At 48.3% G+C, this 18,676-nt stretch carries 16 protein-coding genes and 1 tRNA gene; 4 read left to right on the top strand and 13 right to left on the bottom strand.

Going from position 1 to position 18,676, the window contains the following annotated elements; translation table 11 throughout:
* Positions 1-223 precede the first annotated feature (223 nt).
* The 8 genes from AC5JLB_RS04460 to AC5JLB_RS04425 form a co-directional block, all read right to left on the bottom strand.
* The gene (locus AC5JLB_RS04460) at positions 224-1,171 is read right to left on the bottom strand and encodes a F0F1 ATP synthase subunit gamma (RefSeq protein ID WP_495872649.1); all 948 of its coding nucleotides are present in this window, start codon (positions 1,169-1,171) and stop codon (positions 224-226) included.
* Positions 1,172-1,260: 89 nt separating this feature from the next.
* Entirely contained in the window at positions 1,261-2,778 is a 1,518-nt protein-coding gene (gene atpA, locus AC5JLB_RS04455; protein ID WP_495872648.1) for a F0F1 ATP synthase subunit alpha, read from the bottom strand.
* 51 nt (positions 2,779-2,829) lie between these two features.
* Positions 2,830-3,384, bottom strand: a complete 555-nt coding sequence (gene atpH, locus AC5JLB_RS04450) for an ATP synthase F1 subunit delta (protein ID WP_495872647.1) — start codon at positions 3,382-3,384, stop codon at positions 2,830-2,832.
* Complete coding sequence (locus AC5JLB_RS04445) at positions 3,385-3,942, bottom strand: F0F1 ATP synthase subunit B (protein ID WP_495693469.1); 558 nt, start codon at positions 3,940-3,942, stop codon at positions 3,385-3,387.
* Between the two features lie 77 nt (positions 3,943-4,019).
* Positions 4,020-4,442 carry a F0F1 ATP synthase subunit B' gene (locus tag AC5JLB_RS04440; RefSeq protein ID WP_495872646.1) on the bottom strand — a complete coding sequence of 141 codons (423 nt, stop codon included), beginning with the start codon at positions 4,440-4,442 and terminating at the stop codon, positions 4,020-4,022.
* 170 nt (positions 4,443-4,612) lie between these two features.
* Complete coding sequence (atpE, locus tag AC5JLB_RS04435; protein WP_162421525.1) at positions 4,613-4,858, bottom strand: ATP synthase F0 subunit C; 246 nt, start codon at positions 4,856-4,858, stop codon at positions 4,613-4,615.
* Positions 4,859-4,963: 105 nt separating this feature from the next.
* On the bottom strand, positions 4,964-5,776 hold the full coding sequence (gene atpB, locus AC5JLB_RS04430; protein ID WP_495872645.1) for a F0F1 ATP synthase subunit A: 813 nt from the start codon (positions 5,774-5,776) through the stop codon (positions 4,964-4,966).
* A gap of 3 nt (positions 5,777-5,779) precedes the next feature.
* Positions 5,780-6,184 carry an ATP synthase subunit I gene (locus AC5JLB_RS04425; RefSeq protein ID WP_495872644.1) on the bottom strand — a complete coding sequence of 135 codons (405 nt, stop codon included), beginning with the start codon at positions 6,182-6,184 and terminating at the stop codon, positions 5,780-5,782.
* A gap of 457 nt (positions 6,185-6,641) precedes the next feature.
* On the opposite strand from AC5JLB_RS04425, the gene AC5JLB_RS04420 reads away from it, so the two are divergent.
* Positions 6,642-7,574 carry a phosphoribulokinase gene (locus AC5JLB_RS04420; protein ID WP_495872643.1) on the top strand — a complete coding sequence of 311 codons (933 nt, stop codon included), beginning with the start codon at positions 6,642-6,644 and terminating at the stop codon, positions 7,572-7,574.
* A gap of 282 nt (positions 7,575-7,856) precedes the next feature.
* Here AC5JLB_RS04420 and AC5JLB_RS04415 read toward each other — a convergent pair whose 3' ends face one another.
* A complete protein-coding gene (locus AC5JLB_RS04415; protein WP_495872642.1) occupies positions 7,857-8,060 on the bottom strand; it encodes a hypothetical protein in 204 nt (67 codons plus the stop codon).
* A 270-nt stretch (positions 8,061-8,330) separates the two neighbouring features.
* Between AC5JLB_RS04415 and AC5JLB_RS04410 the strand changes: the two genes are divergently transcribed.
* The 3 genes from AC5JLB_RS04410 to AC5JLB_RS04400 all read left to right on the top strand — a co-directional run bounded on the left by AC5JLB_RS04410 (position 8,331) and on the right by AC5JLB_RS04400 (position 11,217).
* Positions 8,331-8,404 (top strand) — tRNA-Val (locus AC5JLB_RS04410).
* 232 nt (positions 8,405-8,636) lie between these two features.
* Positions 8,637-9,422, top strand: coding sequence for a nickel pincer cofactor biosynthesis protein LarB (gene larB, locus AC5JLB_RS04405; protein WP_495872641.1), 786 nt, complete (start codon positions 8,637-8,639; stop codon positions 9,420-9,422).
* A gap of 124 nt (positions 9,423-9,546) precedes the next feature.
* Entirely contained in the window at positions 9,547-11,217 is a 1,671-nt protein-coding gene (locus AC5JLB_RS04400; protein WP_495872640.1) for a serine hydrolase, read from the top strand.
* 49 nt (positions 11,218-11,266) lie between these two features.
* Here the strand turns inward: AC5JLB_RS04400 and obgE are convergent, their stop codons facing one another.
* From obgE to alaS, 4 genes are all read right to left on the bottom strand, one after another.
* Positions 11,267-12,304 carry a GTPase ObgE gene (obgE, locus tag AC5JLB_RS04395; RefSeq protein ID WP_495872639.1) on the bottom strand — a complete coding sequence of 346 codons (1,038 nt, stop codon included), beginning with the start codon at positions 12,302-12,304 and terminating at the stop codon, positions 11,267-11,269.
* A gap of 511 nt (positions 12,305-12,815) precedes the next feature.
* Positions 12,816-14,117, bottom strand: coding sequence for a DMT family transporter (locus AC5JLB_RS04390; RefSeq protein ID WP_495872638.1), 1,302 nt, complete (start codon positions 14,115-14,117; stop codon positions 12,816-12,818).
* Between the two features lie 83 nt (positions 14,118-14,200).
* Positions 14,201-15,442, bottom strand: a complete 1,242-nt coding sequence (locus AC5JLB_RS04385; protein WP_495872637.1) for an inorganic phosphate transporter — start codon at positions 15,440-15,442, stop codon at positions 14,201-14,203.
* A 232-nt stretch (positions 15,443-15,674) separates the two neighbouring features.
* Positions 15,675-18,296, bottom strand: coding sequence for an alanine--tRNA ligase (alaS, locus tag AC5JLB_RS04380; RefSeq protein WP_495872636.1), 2,622 nt, complete (start codon positions 18,294-18,296; stop codon positions 15,675-15,677).
* Between the last annotated feature and the right edge of the window lie 380 nt (positions 18,297-18,676).

The following is an 18,676-nucleotide window of genomic DNA, read 5'->3' as shown; positions in this document are numbered from 1 at the left end:
CAGCTTACCCCGAGTGAGCTTTTTTACGCCCTCACCGACTTTTCAAACAACCTCTCAGTTCCGCTAAAAGATCTTCAACTAGTCTTCCCATCAAGAGAAAGCTCATAGAAAGGAAGGTTCTAGCGAGATACTGCTACTTACAAGCCTATAATCTCAGATTTGCTTTAACAAAACAGCGCCTAGATTTTAGTCTAGACGCTGTTCAAATTTACTGAGATCAGAACTACGTTAGTGCATCTGCACCCGCGACCACCTCAAGCAGTTCCTGAGTAATTGCCGCCTGGCGTGCCTTGTTATAGCTCAACGTCAGCGACCCAATCAAATTACTTGCGTTCTCACTCGCGTTATTCATTGCCGTCATCCGCGCTGCCAACTCGCTCGCCGCCGATTCTTGCAGCGCTCGAAGCAATTGGTTGTTGAGATACAACGGCAACAGCGCATCAAGAATCTGTACCGGATCTTGTTCAAAAATCATGTCCTGCGGGAAGCTTTGAGTCGGAGATGTCACCTTCTCACGTTCCACTTGGAACTGTCCGCCGCGGCTCGTTAACCGGAAAATTTCATCATCCGACACTTCTAACCCTTGAGCATCGAGCGGCAGAAGAGTTTGAACTACCGGACGAGAGCTAATGAGTGACACAAATTTTGTGTAGATTAACTCAACGCGATCGACACTTTCCGACAAAAACATAGACAAGACTCGATCGCCAATGTTGGCAGCTTCAGCCGCCGTCGGAATTTGTTCAATTCCAGCAAAACTAGCAGCGATCGGGTAATCCCGTCTCTGGAAATATTGGGCTGCCTTACGACCGACAATCACCATTTGGTAATCGATGCCTTCGGCTTTCAGTTCTTTCGCACGAGTTTCCGCTCGACGAATCACGTTGGCATTGTAGCCACCGCACAAGCCGCGATCTCCAGAAACCACGAGCAATCCCACGGTTTTCACATCGCGCTTTCTTAGCAATGGGAGGTTCGCATCTTCAAAGCGCAACCGAGACTGCAAGCCGTACAGCACTTGCGCCAAGCGATCTGCAAACGGACGGGTTTGAATCACCTGCTCCTGAGCGCGGCGCACCTTTGCCGCTGCCACAAGCCGCATAGCTTCCGTAATTTTCTTAGTATTTTTAACCGACTGGATGCGATCGCGAATTAATTTTAGGTTTGCCATAGTTGATCTGCTCGGATGGGGGGACGCTTCGGCAACGCTTCGTAAGCGGGAGATGAAAAGGACAAAACTTCATCTCCCGCCTGCACACATTACGCTGCTGCCAAATAGGTCTGTTTAGCCTCAGTAATGGCTTCTTTAAGAAGGGTTTCAGCTTCTTCAGTCAGTTGCTTATCGTTTTGAACAATCTCGACATAGCGAGGCTTGCCCGTCTTCAGATATTCACGCAAGCTCTTCACGTAGCCTGTGACCTTCTCAACCGCAATATCATCCAAGTAGCCGTTGATGCCAGAGTAGATTACCGCAACTTGTTCAGCAACCGACAGCGGCGAATACTGCGACTGCTTCAGAATTTCGCGCAAGCGCTGACCGCGAGCTAACTGATTCTGAGTCGCTTTATCCAAGTCAGACGCAAACTGAGCAAACGCTTCTAGTTCCGCAAACTGAGCCAGTTCAAGCTTCACTTTACCCGCCACTTTTTTCATCGCCTTGGTCTGAGCCGCAGAACCCACACGCGACACTGAAATACCCGCGTTCACAGCCGGGCGAAGACCCGCGTTAAACAAGTCAGACGACAAGAAAATTTGACCGTCGGTAATCGAAATCACGTTGGTTGGGATGTATGCGGATACGTCACCCGCTTGGGTTTCAATGATCGGCAGTGCGGTCATGCTACCGCTGCCCAAGTCATCGCTCAGCTTCGCCGCCCGCTCTAGCAAACGCGAGTGCACGTAGAACACATCTCCGGGATACGCTTCCCGACCCGGCGGACGACGCAGCAGCAAGGACATCTGACGATACGCTTGGGCTTGCTTGGACAAGTCATCGTAAATCACCAAGGTGTGCTTGCCTTTGTACATGAAGTACTCGGCTAAGGTTGCACCTGCATACGGCGCGAAGTATTGCAGCGTTGCTGGATCGTTGGCATTTGCCGCAACGACGATCGTGTATTCCATTGCACCGCGATCTTGCAGCACTTGTACCACGTTTGCGACGGTAGACGCTTTCTGTCCGATCGCGACGTAAACGCAGATCACGTCTTCGCCCTGCTGGTTCAAAATCGTGTCAACCGCAACCGAGGTTTTGCCCGTTTGACGGTCTCCAATAATCAGCTCGCGCTGTCCGCGACCGATCGGAATCATCGAATCGATCGCCGTGATGCCCGTTTGTAGAGGCTCGCACACCGATTTTCGAGCAATGATTCCCGGAGCCATCGATTCGATTAGGCGGGTTTCAGTCGTTTGGATGTCACCTTTGCCATCAAGGGGACGAGCTAACGAGTCGACTACGCGGCCAATCATCGCATCTCCCACCGGAATTTGCGCGATCCGCCCCGTGGCTGTGACCGAGCTTCCTTCCTGAATCGTGCGTCCGTTGCTCATCAACACCGCACCAACGTTATCTTCTTCTAGGTTGAGTGCCATCCCGACAGAGCCATCTTCAAACTCCACCAGTTCGCCAGCCATGCACTTGTCCAAGCCATAGATGCGAGCGATGCCATCACCGACTTGCAGGACCGTACCCACGTTGGCAACTTTGACACCTTCGTCGTACTGCTCGATTTGCTGACGAATAATATTACTAATTTCGTCTGGTCTGATTGCTACCATTTCGGAACCTCAATTAAATAGGGAGAAGGGTGATAGGGAGGATGGAAAACGCTAAGCGGATTTTGTTAGGCTGAGTCCAATTCTACGAAGCTGACCGCGCATACTGGCATCAATGACTTGAGAACCAACTTTAATGATGACGCCGCCGATTAATTCAGGATCAAGTCTCGTTTGAAGTTCGACTTGATGTGCCCCCGTCATCGCTCTTACTCGATCGCGAACAGCGTCTTTTTGACCGTCATTCAACTCCACCGTTGAAATGACTTCTGCCAACACCGTTTGCTTGAGCTTACGAAACAGAACTTGGTACTGCTTGCAAATTCCGTCTAGAAACATAATCCGACGCCGATCGACAAGTAGCATCAAAAAGTTTTTGGTGAGCGGATGTACCGATTCGCCAAACACCTGTTGCAACACCGATTTTTTGGTGTCGGCCTTTGTCAATGGACTCACGATAAATTGTCGCAGATCGCTAGATTCGTTAAGGGTAGAAAGAATCGAATTCACATCGTCGTTAAAGCGATCGACTAAATTTCCCGATTGACCTAACGACATCAACGCCTGAGCATATGGTTCTAAAACTTCTGACGTTAAAATACCTGACATTTATGAACCCCCTCCCAATAGCGCAATGCTGCGATCGACCAGTCTCTGCTGCACACCATCACCTAACCGGCTCGGCAAATCGCCTTCCGCTTTCTGCAACGCCAGGGCCGCAATGCGCTGACGCAGCTCGTTAATCACACGCTCTTGCTCAGAGTTGAGATCTTGAGCGGCTGATTCGCGCATTCGCTGCACATCCTGCTCTCCTTTAGCGAGAATTTCAGCTCGCGATTTCTCAGCCGCTGTTTGAGCCGAGGCGCGGATCTTCGCCGCTTCTTGTTGAGCTTGAGCCAGCTTTTGCTGCTGCTCAGCGAGTCCTGCCGATGCCTTTTTCTTTCGGGCTTCTGCTTCTTGAAGTGCCGTCTCGATCGCGGCGCGCCGATCGCCGAGGATCTTACCCAAAAGATTCCGTCCAAAATAGACGACAAGCGCGATCGCAATGCTGAGGTTAATCAGGTTCGTTTCGAGAATATTAAAATTTAGACCGAAACCGCCGCCTTCTGCTTCCGCCGCTTCTGCTAGGAAACTCGCTCCGGTGGCGAGTTGCACAAAAATATCCATGTCTCTCCAAAACTGCGCTGTTGATAATCCCAAACTTGGTTTTTCTTTTCCGGGAGCCTCGATCAACTAGCAGTTCGCTAAATTCCGACTAAAAGCTTATCTAGAATTTCACGACTCAGGGCTTCAACCTGCTGCTCCAGAGATTGCATCGCCACTTGCTTTTGTTGGTCTAGCTCCTTCTGAGCCTGCTCTCGCTGAGCTTGTGCCTCTTGTTGAGCGTCGGCAATTTTCTGATCGACAATCTTTTGGGCATCTGCTTGTGCCGCCGCGATCGTGGCTTGGTATGCCTTACGAGTATCGGCTAACTCAGTCTCATACTGCTTCGCCAACCTCTCTGCCTTTGCCAATCGCTCTTTTGCATCCGCCTCATTGCTGCGGATGTAATCGTTGCGATCGTCGATCACCTTGGTCATTGGCTTAAAAAACACCACATTCATGAGTGCCGCCAAAAGAAGAAACTGCACTGCCATAAGCGGCAGGGTCGCATCAAAATCAAACATTGTTCTAGGTCGAGGGGGAAGGGTAAAAAGAAGGGATGAGGGATGAGGGATGAGGGATGAGGGATGAAAGAAGATAAACAAAGGGATTGGAGGCTTTAGAACTTAGAAGCAGCATTCAAGAATACTCACTTCATCCCTCATCCTTCATCCCTCATCCCTCCTCTCACTTCCTACGCAAATGGGTTTGCGAACAACAAGACCAACGCGATTACCAATCCGTAGATTGTCAGCGATTCCATAAACGCGAGGGTTAGCAGCAGCGTACCCCGAATCTTGCCTTCTGCTTCGGGTTGACGAGCAATACCTTCGACGGCGCTGCCAGATGCATTACCTTGACCGATACCAGGACCGATCGCAGCCAAACCAATAGCTAACGCAGCAGCCAAAACAGAAGCAGCAGCAACAGTGGGATTCATAGTGTCTTTCCTTTGGTTGAAAACGAGACGAACAAACTTGATTGCTGGATTCTATAACTCTGTAAACCAGAAGAGTCCAGACTTTAGAACATGCGATCGTAAGCATTAGGGTGAATGAGCATCATGCTCATCCCCATGACCCTCGATCGCTTCATGAATATACGCAGCTGCCAAAGTGGCAAACACTAATGCCTGAATTGCACTCGTGAATAAACCCAACAGCATCACCGGCAACGGGACAAACAACGGCACAAGAAGCACCAACACCGCCACCACCAATTCATCCGCCAAAATGTTGCCAAATAGACGGAAGCTGAGGGACAGAGGTTTGGTAAAGTCTTCCAAGATTGCGATGGGAAGGAGAATTGGGGTCGGTTGGATATACTTCGCAAAGTAGCCCAATCCTTTTCTGCTGAAGCCAGCGTAAAAATATGCCAACGATACCAACAGCGCCAGCGCGACTGTCGTATTGATGTCATTCGTGGGGGCGGCCAGTTCACCTTCGGGCAGCTTGATCAGCTTCCAAGGTACAAGCGCACCCGACCAGTTTGAGACAAAGATGAACAGAAACAGCGTTCCAATAAACGGAACCCAGGGACGGTACTCTTTCTCCCCAAGCTGGTTTTTCGCCAGATCACGCACGAACTCCAGCGCATACTCCATCAAGTTTTGAATGCCTTTTGGAACGCGTTGAGCATTCCGGGTTGCCAGCAGTGACGCTGTTACCAGAATACCAATTACAATCCACGAGACGATAAAAACCTGCCCATGAATCTTTAGATTGCCAAGCTGCCAGTAGAGATGATGACCGACCTCTAAGCTGGCAAGCGTTAAGGAGTTGGGAACGTCGAGGAAATTTAGCATTTCTAGTTCAGGCAGTCCCAGATTCAAGGATTGATAGGGTTTTGCAGAACCCAAGTCCTAATTTTGACTAGGAGTCAGCAGGGTTCGGAGGGTGTAAACGAGAAGCGTTCCTTTGTAAGTCAGAAACCCCAAAAAAACGGGTAAGACATGCAACTCTTTCCACTGCGTAGCGACGATCATCACTCCAATGAAAACAGCTAGATGTGACTTACCGACTTGGCTTTTCTGCGCACCGAGGCGCTCTACGTTTCGCGCTAATAACTTCAAGTAAACCACACCAGCGCACGCTCCTAATAAATAATTCAGAGCGATGTTAAGGGAATAGAAAAACCAGACGGGAAAAACGATTAAACCCGTTAGGATGATCGTGACCACTAATAACTCTTGCTGGAGTTTATAGAAGTCATCCATTGAGTTGCTAGGCTCTGGTCCGTTTGTACCAGATTCAAGGGTTTGCTCCATAACCAGGTGCGGCTCCGAAGTTAGGTCTACACTGCCATGATAATGATTGAACCCTTGAAGGGTCCAAGCTTAGCGAGACAATGTTAAGCCAGGAGCAATCATACCATGTGGGGGTAATAATACTTAATGGTTCTGCTCAGACTCAGCCCTCATTTTGACGAATATGTAGTTCAAGCTCTTGTTGCGATCGCATCCCAGTGATTCTATTTTGATAATTTCTGTGCTGATTGGTGCAATCATCTGCTGAGACGCATGACCCAGGACATAAAATTAGAACTCTCGCCAAACACCAGATGAAATTTTACAGTCCAAATTTCACAGTCAGAGTTGCTGGAATGCTCATCACTCTTACGTTGGAATTGACCTAGAAATGAGATCATGAGACTTAGGCGGAATAATTGCAGTTGAAACAGCTTAGTTAAAGAAGTGTATCGTCAGCCTAATGATTGGAGGAATCATGTCGAATCGCCCCATTGTTCTTGGCATCGTTGGTGATAGCGCTGCGGGAAAAACGACTCTCACTAAAGGCATTGCACAGGTGTTGGGGGAAGAGAATGTCACCATCATTTGTACTGACGATTATCACAAGTACGATCGCGTGCAACGGGCAGAGTTAGGAATTACAGCCCTTCATCCTGATTGCAATCATCTCGATATCATGGAGCAGCACCTAGCCTTGCTGCAATCGGGACAGCCTATTCTCAAGCCCGTCTATAGCCATCAAACAGGCATGTTTGAAGCCCCACTTTATGTAAAACCCAACAAATTTATCATTATTGAAGGCTTACTTGGCTACTCAACTCGTGCGGTGCAAGATTGTTATGACGTGAAGGTGTATTTATCCCCTCCTGAATCCCTACGAGCAGAATGGAAGGTGAAGCGAGATACTCAGAAGCGGGGGTACACCAAAGAGCAGGTATTGGCAGAACTGGCAAAGCGAGAGCCGGATTCTGAGCAGTTTATTCGCCCTCAGCGATCGTGGGCAGATATCATTGTCAGCTTCTGTCCTCCCAAAGCTTCAAACGAGACAAATGGACATTTGGACGCTCGGCTCGTCTTGCGTCCAACAATTCCTCACCCAGAATTAACCCAAGTCGTCTCAACCGATGCAGCAAATACAAAGTCTGCCATTCGCCTCGACCTCGATCGAGATATGGGCAAACCCGTCGAAATTCTAGAAGTCGATGGACATGCAACTCGCGAACAGGTGCGAGAGTTAGAAAAATTTATGTGCCATGAAATGCCAGATTTGTCTGCTGTATGTGCAACAGACGGCAGCAATATGGAGCTTGGCAAAGTGGCTGGAACAACGGGTGAGACACTTCAAAGCTATCCTCTAGCAATAACGCAATTACTAATTGTGTATCACATGCTAAAGGCAACAAAGTAATAGTGTGTCGTTAATTTAGACATTTCGTAAAGCATCACAGCTTTGTGAAATGTCTAAAGTCAAATCTTCGATCTAGAAATGAGCTTTGCCCGTTTCACGAGAAAACTGTAACTGCTGTAACTATAGTCAATAAAACCTGCCATCCCTACTTGTGAGATGGTGTATTGGTTCGGGATGAGGAATTGATTAATCTAGTGTGAATTTTTTCATGTGAGGTTAATCCACAAAAAAGAGCCTTGCGGCTCCAAAATAGTGAAGTATCAGAATCAATTCGGTCAATGCCTAGAAAAAGCTTTGCCGCGAGATCAGTTTCTCAATATCGGCTTGCGTCTGATGCAACAATTGCTCGCGGCTATCAGGGGTGCTGGTCAACTTAGGAACGAGGTTACGAGTTTGCAATGCCATATGAAGCTGAAGCTGGGCGACATACTCGCTGAAGTCTTCCCGATGGGCGGGGTTGGGCAACTGCTGTGAACGCGAATTCAAGATGTTCTCCTTGTATAACGCTGCATGACATTGATTAATCTCCTTCAGAGTTCCTCTAAGTCGCCCGAAACGAAGATTAATTATCCTTAACTTAGATTATTAGGGAAGATGCTCAAGACTTCCACATTTGTTTAAAGTTGTTTACGTAAATGGGCAGAGGTAACTTTCTAGAGACTGGTCCAAAGTGAGATGGATTGAGTCTGTAACGGTATAAATTGTCTCAGAGCACTTGCATTGATAACTTGTCTATGCTAAGTTTACATACGGTTTGGACGCATAGCTCAGTTGGTTAGAGCACTACCTTGACATGGTAGGGGTCACAGGTTCGAGTCCTGTTGTGTCCATCTTCAGACCTTACCGTAAATTAGATCAAGGTTAATCTTGATTCATGTCTGAACGTAACGCTATGCCCACTTGCAGAAGCGGCAAGATGAAGAGATAAGCTAAATCGAATTGATGTGGATAGTAGTCATCAATTGTTTGAGAAAGACCATCATCCTATTCACTCCACTTAATCCTTCATCAGCGCGTACGATCGCAATATAGTAGTTTTCGTTAATGCGATCGTACGCGCTCATGACTCAACCCGATATTCTCAAATCTCTTCTACAATCGGTTTCTCAAGGTCACGTTAGTCCCGAAGATGCTCTCGATAAGCTGAAACATTTAGCGTATGAACCCGTTGGTGAGTTTGCCAAGATTGATCACCATCGCGCTTTGCGAACAGGCTTTCCAGAAGTAATTTGGGGACCTGGAAAAACTCCAGAACAAATCGCTCAAATTATGGAGACAATGCGGGATCAGGCGTCTGTGGTTATGGCGACTCGCATTGAAGCAGATGTGTACGATCGCATTCAAGCGATCGTGCCCGATGTAATTTATTACTCCACAGCGAAGATTTGCGCGCTGAAGCCTGCTCCCTCGACAGAACTTCATCCCGGTACGATCGGGTTGCTTTCTGCTGGAACAGCCGACCTTCCCGTTGCCGAAGAAGCTGCCGTCACCGCGGAACTATGTGGTTTTCGGGTCCAACGATTGTGGGATGTCGGCGTCGCTGGCATTCATCGATTACTCAGCAACGTACATGTGTTGGCTGAAGCCGATGTACTGATCGTCGTTGCTGGAATGGAAGGGGCGCTACCGAGTGTTGTCGCAGGCTTAGCCAATTGTCCAGTCATTGCTGTCCCTACCAGTGTAGGATATGGCGCAAGTTTTAATGGGTTGTCAGCGCTCCTCACCATGCTAAATTCTTGTGCAACGGGAATTGGGGTGGTCAATATCGATAATGGGTTTGGAGCGGCAATGTTAGCAGGGCAAATTTTGAGAACGGCAACAAGGCTCAAGCTTCCAGAAGGTCCTTAATGGTCTGAACTGAGTTGCCTTAACGACGTGTTGCTGCTCTTTCCTCTCTCGCCACTTTTGCAAACTCAAGGTACAATCCCTAAAACCAAATAGCACTGTCTTCTATTGAGAAGGGAAATTTTGTATGTGGGAATTCGAGAACGACGGGCAAGATAGACCTGACCCTAAAGCTTCCTTGCCCCGATCCTTCGGAGCTTCGCAACGACAATTGCAGCAGCGCATTCCTCAACAACTCACACCTGTCAGTTCACGCGATCGTCGATCGCTGCGCTCAACGCATTCAGCCTTCAAGGAATCCCGCCGTTCGTCCCGCAACGAAATCAAAGCAACCCAACTCGCCGCTCACCCAACCCGATCTCGCAAGGCACACGCCATAAAAGAAGCGCGCCGTTCTCAGCCATTAGAACCGCTTCAACGTAGAAAGACATGGTTTTCTTTGCCGTTTCAGATGTTTGCTCCGCTTGTAAGAACGGGTCGGCGAAGAGTAGCATCCCAACCATCAAACCTAAAACCTACCGGAGTCTCCCACTCTCAAGAACGTCGCCTATCGGTTGTGATGCCTCCTGGAAATTCCGTTTCCGAAAGGCATCCTAACCGTTCTTCTAGACTCAAAGCTTCGTCTGAGCTTCGTTCCACAAAACCTTTAGCTGGGAAGCTTGAATCATTGAAGCCTCGCCGGGAGGCTACTTCATCTCGTCCTCGGACACCTTCAGGACTGGCAGTTCTCTATGGAACCCGGCTGCTGATTTTAGGCGTCGGGGTTGGCGTTCTAGCCGGGACAATTCTGTCCGTTTGGGACCCCGCTCGGCAGTTTGCGACAGGAGGGCAACCTGAAAAAACAGAAAAAGTTGCTACGGCTCCAAGTCAACCTGCACTTCCGACCTTAGAACTATCAGAAGAAATTGCGCCGCTCAAAGCTCAAATTCAAGCCGCGATCGCGCCTCTAACCCAACTCACTCCAGGTGTAATGGTTGTCGATCTCGACACGCACGCCTTTTTAGATGTCAATGCCTCAACCGCTTTTGCAGCAGCTAGTACGATTAAATTTCCCGTTCTCGTTGCCTTTTTCCAGGATGTAGATGCAGGAAAGATTCGCTTGAATGAAATGCTGACCATGCGCCAGGATCTGATTGCAACAGAGTCGGGTGATTTGCAGTATCAGCCGCCTGGATCGCAGTTTTTAGCGCTAGAAGTGGTTACGAAGATGATCACGGTTAGCGACAATACGGCGACGAATATGATTATCGATCGTCTCGGTGGCAAGGAGGTTTTAAACCAACGGTTCCAAGCCTGGGGTTTGACCAATACGATGATTCAAAATCCGCTTCCTGATCTGAATGGCACGAATACTAGCAGCCCGAAAGATATGACAACGCTGATGAGTATGGTGAATAGCGGACAGATGATGTCCTCGCGATCGCAAGAACGGATGCTAGACATCATGCGTCACGTCATCACCGATTCGCTGCTGCCAAGAGGATTGGGAGACGGAGCAACGATCGCTCACAAAACAGGCGATATCGGTTCAATGGTGGGAGACACAGGCATGGTAGACATGCCTACTGGCAAACGCTATCTCATTTCTGTGTTGGTCAAACGTCCTTTCAACGATGACCGTGCTCAAAATCTGATTCGTCGAATTTCGACGCTGACATATCAGTATTTTGAGCAGTCTAGCAAACCCGTTCAAGCGAGTCCCGATCCGGCTCAAACAAGCCCTAGCGCAGCCAGCCCTACGCCTGCAAGCTCGTCACCGCTTCCTAATGCTGAAGGCGAATCTCTCAGACGATTCTGAAGTTGCCCAGTTCAACCTGCTGTCGTAAACCAGATTTTAGTGAAACATATTACGGATAGCTGACTTCTAGTTCGCTATCCTCAGTTTCCTTTAGCTGATCTAGCATTTGCCAAAGCTGATGCATCAAAGCGTCTAGCCCCATGTGCGTTGCGGCTGAAATTTTGAAGATGGGAGCGTGACTAAGCGATTGAAGTTCGGCAGCGATCGCATTTACTTCGTCACTATCGGGATCAATAGCATCCAGCTTATTCAGCGCTAGAATTTGCGGACGTTCGGTTAAACCCCGTCCATACGCTTTCAGTTCTTCTTGAATGGTTAAATAATCTGCGATCGCGGTTTCTGAGGTTGCGTCTACTAAATGTAATAGCAGGCGAGTCCGTTCTACATGGCGCAGGAAATCATGTCCTAAGCCAATGCCCATGTGTGCCCCTTCAATCAAGCCAGGAATGTCGGCAAATACTGTTCCATCTCCAGTGGGCTTACGAACGACTCCCAAGTTTGGAATTAACGTCGTAAAGGGATAATCTGCAATTTTCGGACGAGCAGACGACAGCGAAGAAATGAGCGTTGATTTACCCGCGTTGGGTAAACCAATAATGCCAACTTCTGCAAGCAGTTTGAGTTCCAACCGCAATAGACGACTCTCGCCCGGTAGCCCTGGTAAGGCATGTTCTGGAGCACGGTTGCGGTTGCTGAGGAAATGCTGATTGCCTAATCCTCCTTTTCCACCTGCCGCTACGCAAAGAGTTTGTCCTCCTTCGGTTAAATCCCCAATTAATGCCCCGGTTTCAGCATCGTAAACCATCGTGCCCACGGGAATCTCGATGATGCGATCGCTTCCTCCTGCTCCAGTCCGATTATTTGGGCCACCGCGCTGGCCGTTGTCTGCTTTAAACAAGCGGCTGTAGCGAAAATCCAACAGCGTTTGTAAATTTTCATCTACTTTGAAAATGACCGAGCCGCCCTTGCCACCATTTCCGCCCGATGGACCACCCGCAGGCACATACTTCTCTCGTCGGAACGCGACTAATCCATCGCCTCCATCGCCTGCCTGTACTTGAATCTCTGCCTGATCAATAAATTGCATACTGCTACGGTTAAATCCCCTTTGCTCTGATCATAGTAAGACAACGCAAACTTTATCCACACGAACGCTTTGTATCGCTTAATGTCTGAACGAGCTTTGAAGTATAAAAAGAGTCATCTAATACGTAAAAATATTGATTTCTAACTGTAAAGCTCTGCTGAAAGCATTGATGTATCTTGTTAAATGACGTTAATTCCTACGAACAGAAAAGACTGAGCATCGCCAAACCTAACTTTGACTGTCTAAATTTATTCAGATCCATATTGTTTCTACATCGCACGGAACGCTCCTACCTCAAGCCCTAGTATTTCTATTTCAAAGCGCTCCCGACGTGCCATTGCGATCGCGACATTGATCGACGGCCCATTTCCCCTCCAGCACCGACAAGCACTGTCGCATCGTGGCGCGTGCTAAGGACAGAATTTTGTATAGATTTCACAGCAATATTCAACGAAAAAACCGCGCCTCATAACTGTTGCACGGTTCATCAATCTTTGATTTTGCCTCTACTTTATTTGGCAGGTTTGGCGGTCGCCATCTTTTTCATCCGCTCAAAACTTAAGCCAGTGACGCCGATAGTGACCAGCAAAATGCCGACCACTTGAATCTGCGCCAATTGACTTTGAAGCACGATCGCGGCTAATACAGCAGTTACGACTGGACCACTCGATGCAATAATTGATGCTCGTGCTGCGCCCATATATCGCACCCCAAAATTATTGGTGAGGTAGCCGACCAACGTTAACGCACCAAGAACAAAGCCCCCGATCGCTAGCCCAAATCGATTTTCTGCCAGTACCGAAACTCCTAAATTGATAGGGGAGAAAGCGAGACCTAAACTAGATAGAAACAAAATTGTGATGAACTGAATCAAGCTTACGGAAACTGGATGCAGTTTCTTGAAACCAAGCTGCATCAACACAAGGTAGAACGCAAACGATACGCCCGCTAAAATTGCGGCAGTCACGCCTCCTCCATTCACTGCATTAGTTGATAGAGACGGAATTGCTGTCAGAATTACCCCCAGCAAAATTAATATCATGACGCCCACGCGTAAACGAGTTGGCTGATCGCCAAAGAGCCACCATGCTAACGGAACCGTCACAAGCGGGTACATAAACAGAATTGTGACAGCAGCACTTGGTCCGATTTGCCCGATCGCAACGTAAATCAAAACTTGAGAGAGAAACAGAAAGCCACCACTCCCAACCACAGCCAGCAAAGGTCGTCGATTTGCGAAAGGCGCACCGTGAGAATCGCGGTTTAGCACCAGTCCTTTTACTTCAGTCCAAACCGGAGGGTGGAGCGACCCTGCGATCGCAACCATCATCGGTAGCACAATTAGCATTCGTACCCAGAGAATCAGCAGGGAATTCCCCAAATTGGGCTGAATAAATCCGCCAAAAGACACCAAACCAAACAGATTGCTTGGTTTTCCTAAAATAATTCTGACAATGATGTTATGAATCGAAAGCGCCATCGTTGAGAGTAGAACGAGCCACAGTCCAACTTGTATTCTTGAAACCAGGCTCGATTCCAGCTTTTCTCGAACGGGTAAGGGAGCCGCTGGAAACTCTAGGGGAATCGGCTTTGCATCCGGTAGTGTTGCGCTGCCGTTGTGTGGATAAATGGGCTGATGCACGGCTTCTTGCAGCGATCGAAACTGGCGCTGCAACGCTTCTATGTCTTGCTGCAACCTCTCCTTCGTCAGTTCTAAGTGAGCAATGTCTTGGGACAATTGCGCTACGTCGGAGTAAGGATGCTGTGGATCTTGTGCCCCTGAAGGATTGGATTGCGGATATTCTAGCCCCATTCGTATTCACCCTAAGCGTTCATCAGCCTGTAAAATAGTATTCCCATTAAACTATTGATGAGCAAAACGTGAAGCAAACAATTTTAGTTTGCAAAAAGTAACTTAAAGAGCGTAAATGTGACTATACCCAGTCCAGCAGAGATGGGAATTGTGATTAGCCAAGTGAAGGCGATCGATCGCACCGTTTTGAATTGGATAGAGTCCACGCCCTGAACTAATCCAACTCCCACGACTCCGCCCACCAGAGCATGAGAAGTAGAAACAGGCAGTCCATAGCGCGAAGCAATCAAAATTGTGGTGGCTGTCGCTAGTTCTGCACAAAATCCGCCGCTCGGTTGCAGCGTGATGATACCCTCCCCAATGGTAGTAATAACTCTTTTACCCAAAACTGCTAACCCTGCTACGATTCCGGCTCCCCCTAAGATCAGCGTCCAAAGCGGAACCTCAAAGTCTTCTAAAGGAACAGTTCCAGTTCTATGAATGTAAGCGATCGCAGCTACAGGCGCGATCGCATTGCCAACATCATTCGACCCGTGAGCAAATGCCACAAAACACGCGCTAACCACTTGAAATCGAGCAATTAACGGTTCGATGGACGACACAGGGGTTTTTAGCTGTCGCCAACTGGAGAACGATAAAGCGATTGCCCCCAACGCCCCGATCGCGATTGAGATGTCGTGGTTGGGAAGCTCAACGCTGAAGTGATGTAACCACCCTCCGATTGGCTGGCTCAGTGTGGGCAGAACAATCACGCCGAAAATGCTCATCAGGGCTGCACTCAGCCAAGGAATCCATTCTTGAAATTGAATGCTGGATTGAGGATGGTCTAAAATTTGGCCTTTAATTAGGCTGTAAAAGCAAGCGGCGATCGCGCCGCTAACAATCGGGGTAATGATCCACGTGACTGAAATCAATTGAATCGCTTGCCAATCGACAGCTTGAGATCCAATGGCGATAAAACCGATGCCTGCGATCGCGCCAACGGTAGCGTGAGACGACGATACTGGAAATCCAAAAAACGTTGCAATGTTAAGCCAAACTCCAGCCGCAACCAAAACAGCCATCATTGCCAATAACAATACTTGAGGTGAATCGGCAAACCACTGCGGATCAACAACGCCTGTAGCCAATTTTTCGGACACGCCTTGTCCAAACAAAGCTGCTCCTGCAAATTCTAAAATTCCAGCAATAATTAAGGCTTGCTTGAATGTGACGGCCTTAGAACCAACAGATGTCCCCATTGAATTAGCGACATCATTCGCGCCGAGGTTCCACGCTAGATAAAAAGCTAAAACGCAAGGGACGACTAGAAAGAGATTTGCCATGAACTCCGGAATTCTATAATCGTCCTATGAAGCATAGTACAAGGCGGTCGAGTGATACTCCTGAAGCGGAGTCTGCTCAGCCAAGCAAAAATCAGGGCTGTCTTTGCCCAAAGGGTTTCTCCTTTGACTTCTAACGCCAATCTAGCCCCTCTACCCTGATTTTTAGACTTGCAAGTGAGATACTGCTTTGATTGCAGAGCATTTTCTTTAGAGTTGCGCATTGGGCTAATAGCTACTGCAAGCCAGTTCGCAGTTGATTTCTCGCTTCGGCTAATGCTTCAGGAAGTTTACTCGCGTCCCGTCCGCCTGCTTGAGCCAAATTCGGACGACCCCCGCCCCCGCCTCCACAAAGCTTTGCGATCGCGCCCACCAATTTTCCGGCCTGCAATCCCTGTTTCACAACCGCTGGGCTAAACGCTGCCACAAAACTAACCTTGCCTGCTTCTGGCACAGAACCAAGAACTACTGCCCCTTCACCTAATTTTTGCAACAATTGTTCAGCCGCTTTTTGAAGAGAGGCAGCATCCACACCTTCAAGTTGCGTCACGAGAATCTTGAAACTTCCAACGGGTTCTGCTTGAGCGAGAAGCTGATCAGCTTTTGCGATCGCAAGTTGCCCTTTCAGTTCGTCAAGTTGTTTCTGTGCAGTCTTCAGTTCCGTTTGTAGCACTGTGACGCGATCTGTGATTTCTTCAGGTTTGACTTTGAAGCGATCGCTCAAATCTTTAACAACGCTTTCCCGAACATTCAGATAATCTAGAATTGCTGGACCTGAAACCGCTTCAATTCGGCGAATTCCAGCCGCAACGCCTGCTTCTGAAATAATTTTGAACACACCAATTTCGGCAGTATTTCTAACGTGAGTTCCGCCGCAAAGCTCCATCGATACACCCGAAAAATCGATTACGCGGACTTCATCACCATACTTTTCGCCAAACATTGCGATCGCGCCTTTCGCTTTGGCATCTGCGATCGACATAGTCGCAATCTGAGCGTCGTGTGCTTCAGCAATCCAAGTATTGATTTGTGTTTCAATCTGTTGGAGTTGGTCAGTCGTGAGAGACTTAGAGTAGTTAAAGTCAAACCGCAACCGATCAAACGCTACTAAAGAACCAGCTTGCGAGATCGACTCATCAACAATTTTTCTCAATGCTGCTTGTAGCAAATGAGTTGCAGAATGATTTGCGGCGGAGCGCCGCCGACACGCCAAATCAATTTGAGCTGTAACCGAATCGCCGACGCGCAGCGTGCCTCGCTCAATGCGACCGAAATGCACAAAGAACGCGGATTCTTTTTTCACATCTTCTACGCGAACGACAACAGAATCGCCTGAGAGATAGCCGCGATCGCCAATCTGTCCGCCTGATTCTGCATAGAACGGCGTTTGATTTAAAACAATCTGAACGTTAGTCCCGGCTTCAACCTGATCGATCGGCTCACCATTGACGAGGAGAAGCTCGACCTTGGATCGACTACTCGATTGTTGATAGCCCACAAATTCCGTTTCGTGAATGTTGTTCGCTAGTTGATCGAGCGTTCCTTGAACAGTGAGATCAACGGTTTTGTGGGCGTCTCGACCGCGTTTGCGCTGCTCTTTCATTTCAGCTTCAAACCCTGTCATGTCAATGGTTAAGCCTTTTTCAGCCGCAACTTCTTCTGTCAGTTCAACCGGAAATCCGTAAGTGTCATATAGCTCAAACGCATCTTTACCAGAAATTTGCTTCGTTTCTCGGCTCAAAATATCGGCAAGCAATTTTTCACCGCGATCGAGGGTTTTACGAAAACGATCTTCTTCAGCGTGCAGTTCGGCTTTAATACTGTCTGCTTTTGCTCGCACCATTGGATAAGCAAATTCAGAAAGCGCGATCGCGCTTTCGGCCACTTCCAGCGTAAACTCTCGATCAACTCCAATCAACCGCCCGTGGCGCACAACTCGACGAATCAACCGGCGCAACACGTAGCCGCGTCCTTCGTTCGATGCCGTGACTCCATCCGACATCATGTGAACTACAGCTCGGATGTGATCTCCAATGACCTTGAGTGAGACTTTTGTAGGCTCATCCGCCAGAGCATAGTCGATTCCAGCAATCCTTGCCGCTGTTTGTACAATCGGAAAAATCAAATCTGTCTCATAATTATTCGGCACGTTTTGAAGAATTTGAGCCATTCGCTCCAGGCCCAAGCCTGTATCAATATTTTTATTTTGAAGTGGCGTGAGGTTGCCTTCTGCATCCCGGTTGTACTGCATGAAGACGAGATTGTAGAACTCGATAAAACGAGTGTCGTCTTCTAAGTTAAGGCTGTCTTCTCCACGTTCAGGATGGAAATCATAATAAAGTTCAGAACATGGCCCACACGGCCCAGTTGGACCGGATACCCAGAAATTATCATCAGCTCCCATCCGTTGAATTCGATGTGCCGGAATGCCAATTTCATCTCGCCAGATCGCGAAGGCTTCATCATCTTCCTCAAACACGCTAACAACAATACGATCTGCTGGCAGCCCATAGGTTTTTGTAGATAGTTCCCATGCCCATGCGATCGCTTGCGACTTAAAGTAGTCGCCAAAGCTGAAGTTGCCTAGCATTTCAAAGAAGGTGTGGTGTCGTGCTGTGCGTCCTACATTTTCAATATCATTGGTGCGGATACATTTCTGAGCGGTTGTCGCGCGAGGAAATTCCGATTGGCGCTGACCTAGAAAAATCGGTTTGAACGGCAGCATTCCTGCGATCGTTAGCAAAACGGTCGGATCTTCAGGAACTAACGAAGCGCTAGGTAAAACTTGATGACCGTATGCTGCAAAGAAATCAAGAAACTTTTGTCGAATTTCAGCGCCGCTCAGAAAACTAGACATGGGGAGTATGGGCTTTAAGTAAAATGACGAGTCTATTTATATTAATCATGCCGCAAGATTTTCACCAAGACAGAATACCTTTGAAATTAAAATCACTTTCTCAACAGCTTTTGTTACTCAAGGATTTTGAAGACGTGTTACGCACGCAGGTTTAAGCGCTTACACAAACAGAGACCGCCTTTCCCACGAGGAGAGGCGGTCTCATCATTCAGCTAGAACTAGGGAGGGCTAGACCCGAGTCGGGTCATCCACTCACTCTCACTCTTGGTCCACTACTACCCTTGGATAGCAGGAGCAGAAAGAGCCACAGGAGCGGTCTCCAATGCAGCCAAGTCAAGCGGGAAGTTGTGAGCATTGCGCTCGTGCATCACTTCCATCCC

It is taken from the genome of Myxacorys chilensis (assembly GCF_059505265.1).
The sequence above is the reverse complement of the archived record's forward strand: the minus strand, read 5'-3'. Positions and strand labels throughout refer to the sequence as shown.

What these genes read in the sequence shown, in the direction of transcription:
- atpH (WP_495872647.1), bottom strand. Translation starts at nt 3,384, where the DNA reads ATGTCAGGTATTTTAACGTCAGAAGTTTTAGAACCATATGCTCAGGCG.
- AC5JLB_RS04445 (WP_495693469.1), bottom strand. Translation starts at nt 3,942, where the DNA reads ATGGATATTTTTGTGCAACTCGCCACCGGAGCGAGTTTCCTAGCAGAA.
- AC5JLB_RS04420 (WP_495872643.1), top strand. Translation starts at nt 6,642, where the DNA reads ATGTCGAATCGCCCCATTGTTCTTGGCATCGTTGGTGATAGCGCTGCG.
- AC5JLB_RS04385 (WP_495872637.1), bottom strand. Translation starts at nt 15,442, where the DNA reads ATGGCAAATCTCTTTCTAGTCGTCCCTTGCGTTTTAGCTTTTTATCTA.
- atpA (WP_495872648.1), bottom strand. Translation starts at nt 2,778, where the DNA reads ATGGTAGCAATCAGACCAGACGAAATTAGTAATATTATTCGTCAGCAA.
- obgE (WP_495872639.1), bottom strand. Translation starts at nt 12,304, where the DNA reads ATGCAATTTATTGATCAGGCAGAGATTCAAGTACAGGCAGGCGATGGA.
- AC5JLB_RS04440 (WP_495872646.1), bottom strand. Translation starts at nt 4,442, where the DNA reads ATGTTTGATTTTGATGCGACCCTGCCGCTTATGGCAGTGCAGTTTCTT.
- AC5JLB_RS04400 (WP_495872640.1), top strand. Translation starts at nt 9,547, where the DNA reads ATGTGGGAATTCGAGAACGACGGGCAAGATAGACCTGACCCTAAAGCT.
- AC5JLB_RS04390 (WP_495872638.1), bottom strand. Translation starts at nt 14,117, where the DNA reads ATGGGGCTAGAATATCCGCAATCCAATCCTTCAGGGGCACAAGATCCA.
- larB (WP_495872641.1), top strand. Translation starts at nt 8,637, where the DNA reads ATGACTCAACCCGATATTCTCAAATCTCTTCTACAATCGGTTTCTCAA.
- alaS (WP_495872636.1), bottom strand. Translation starts at nt 18,296, where the DNA reads ATGTCTAGTTTTCTGAGCGGCGCTGAAATTCGACAAAAGTTTCTTGAT.
- atpE (WP_162421525.1), bottom strand. Translation starts at nt 4,858, where the DNA reads ATGAATCCCACTGTTGCTGCTGCTTCTGTTTTGGCTGCTGCGTTAGCT.
- AC5JLB_RS04425 (WP_495872644.1), bottom strand. Translation starts at nt 6,184, where the DNA reads ATGGAGCAAACCCTTGAATCTGGTACAAACGGACCAGAGCCTAGCAAC.
- AC5JLB_RS04460 (WP_495872649.1), bottom strand. Translation starts at nt 1,171, where the DNA reads ATGGCAAACCTAAAATTAATTCGCGATCGCATCCAGTCGGTTAAAAAT.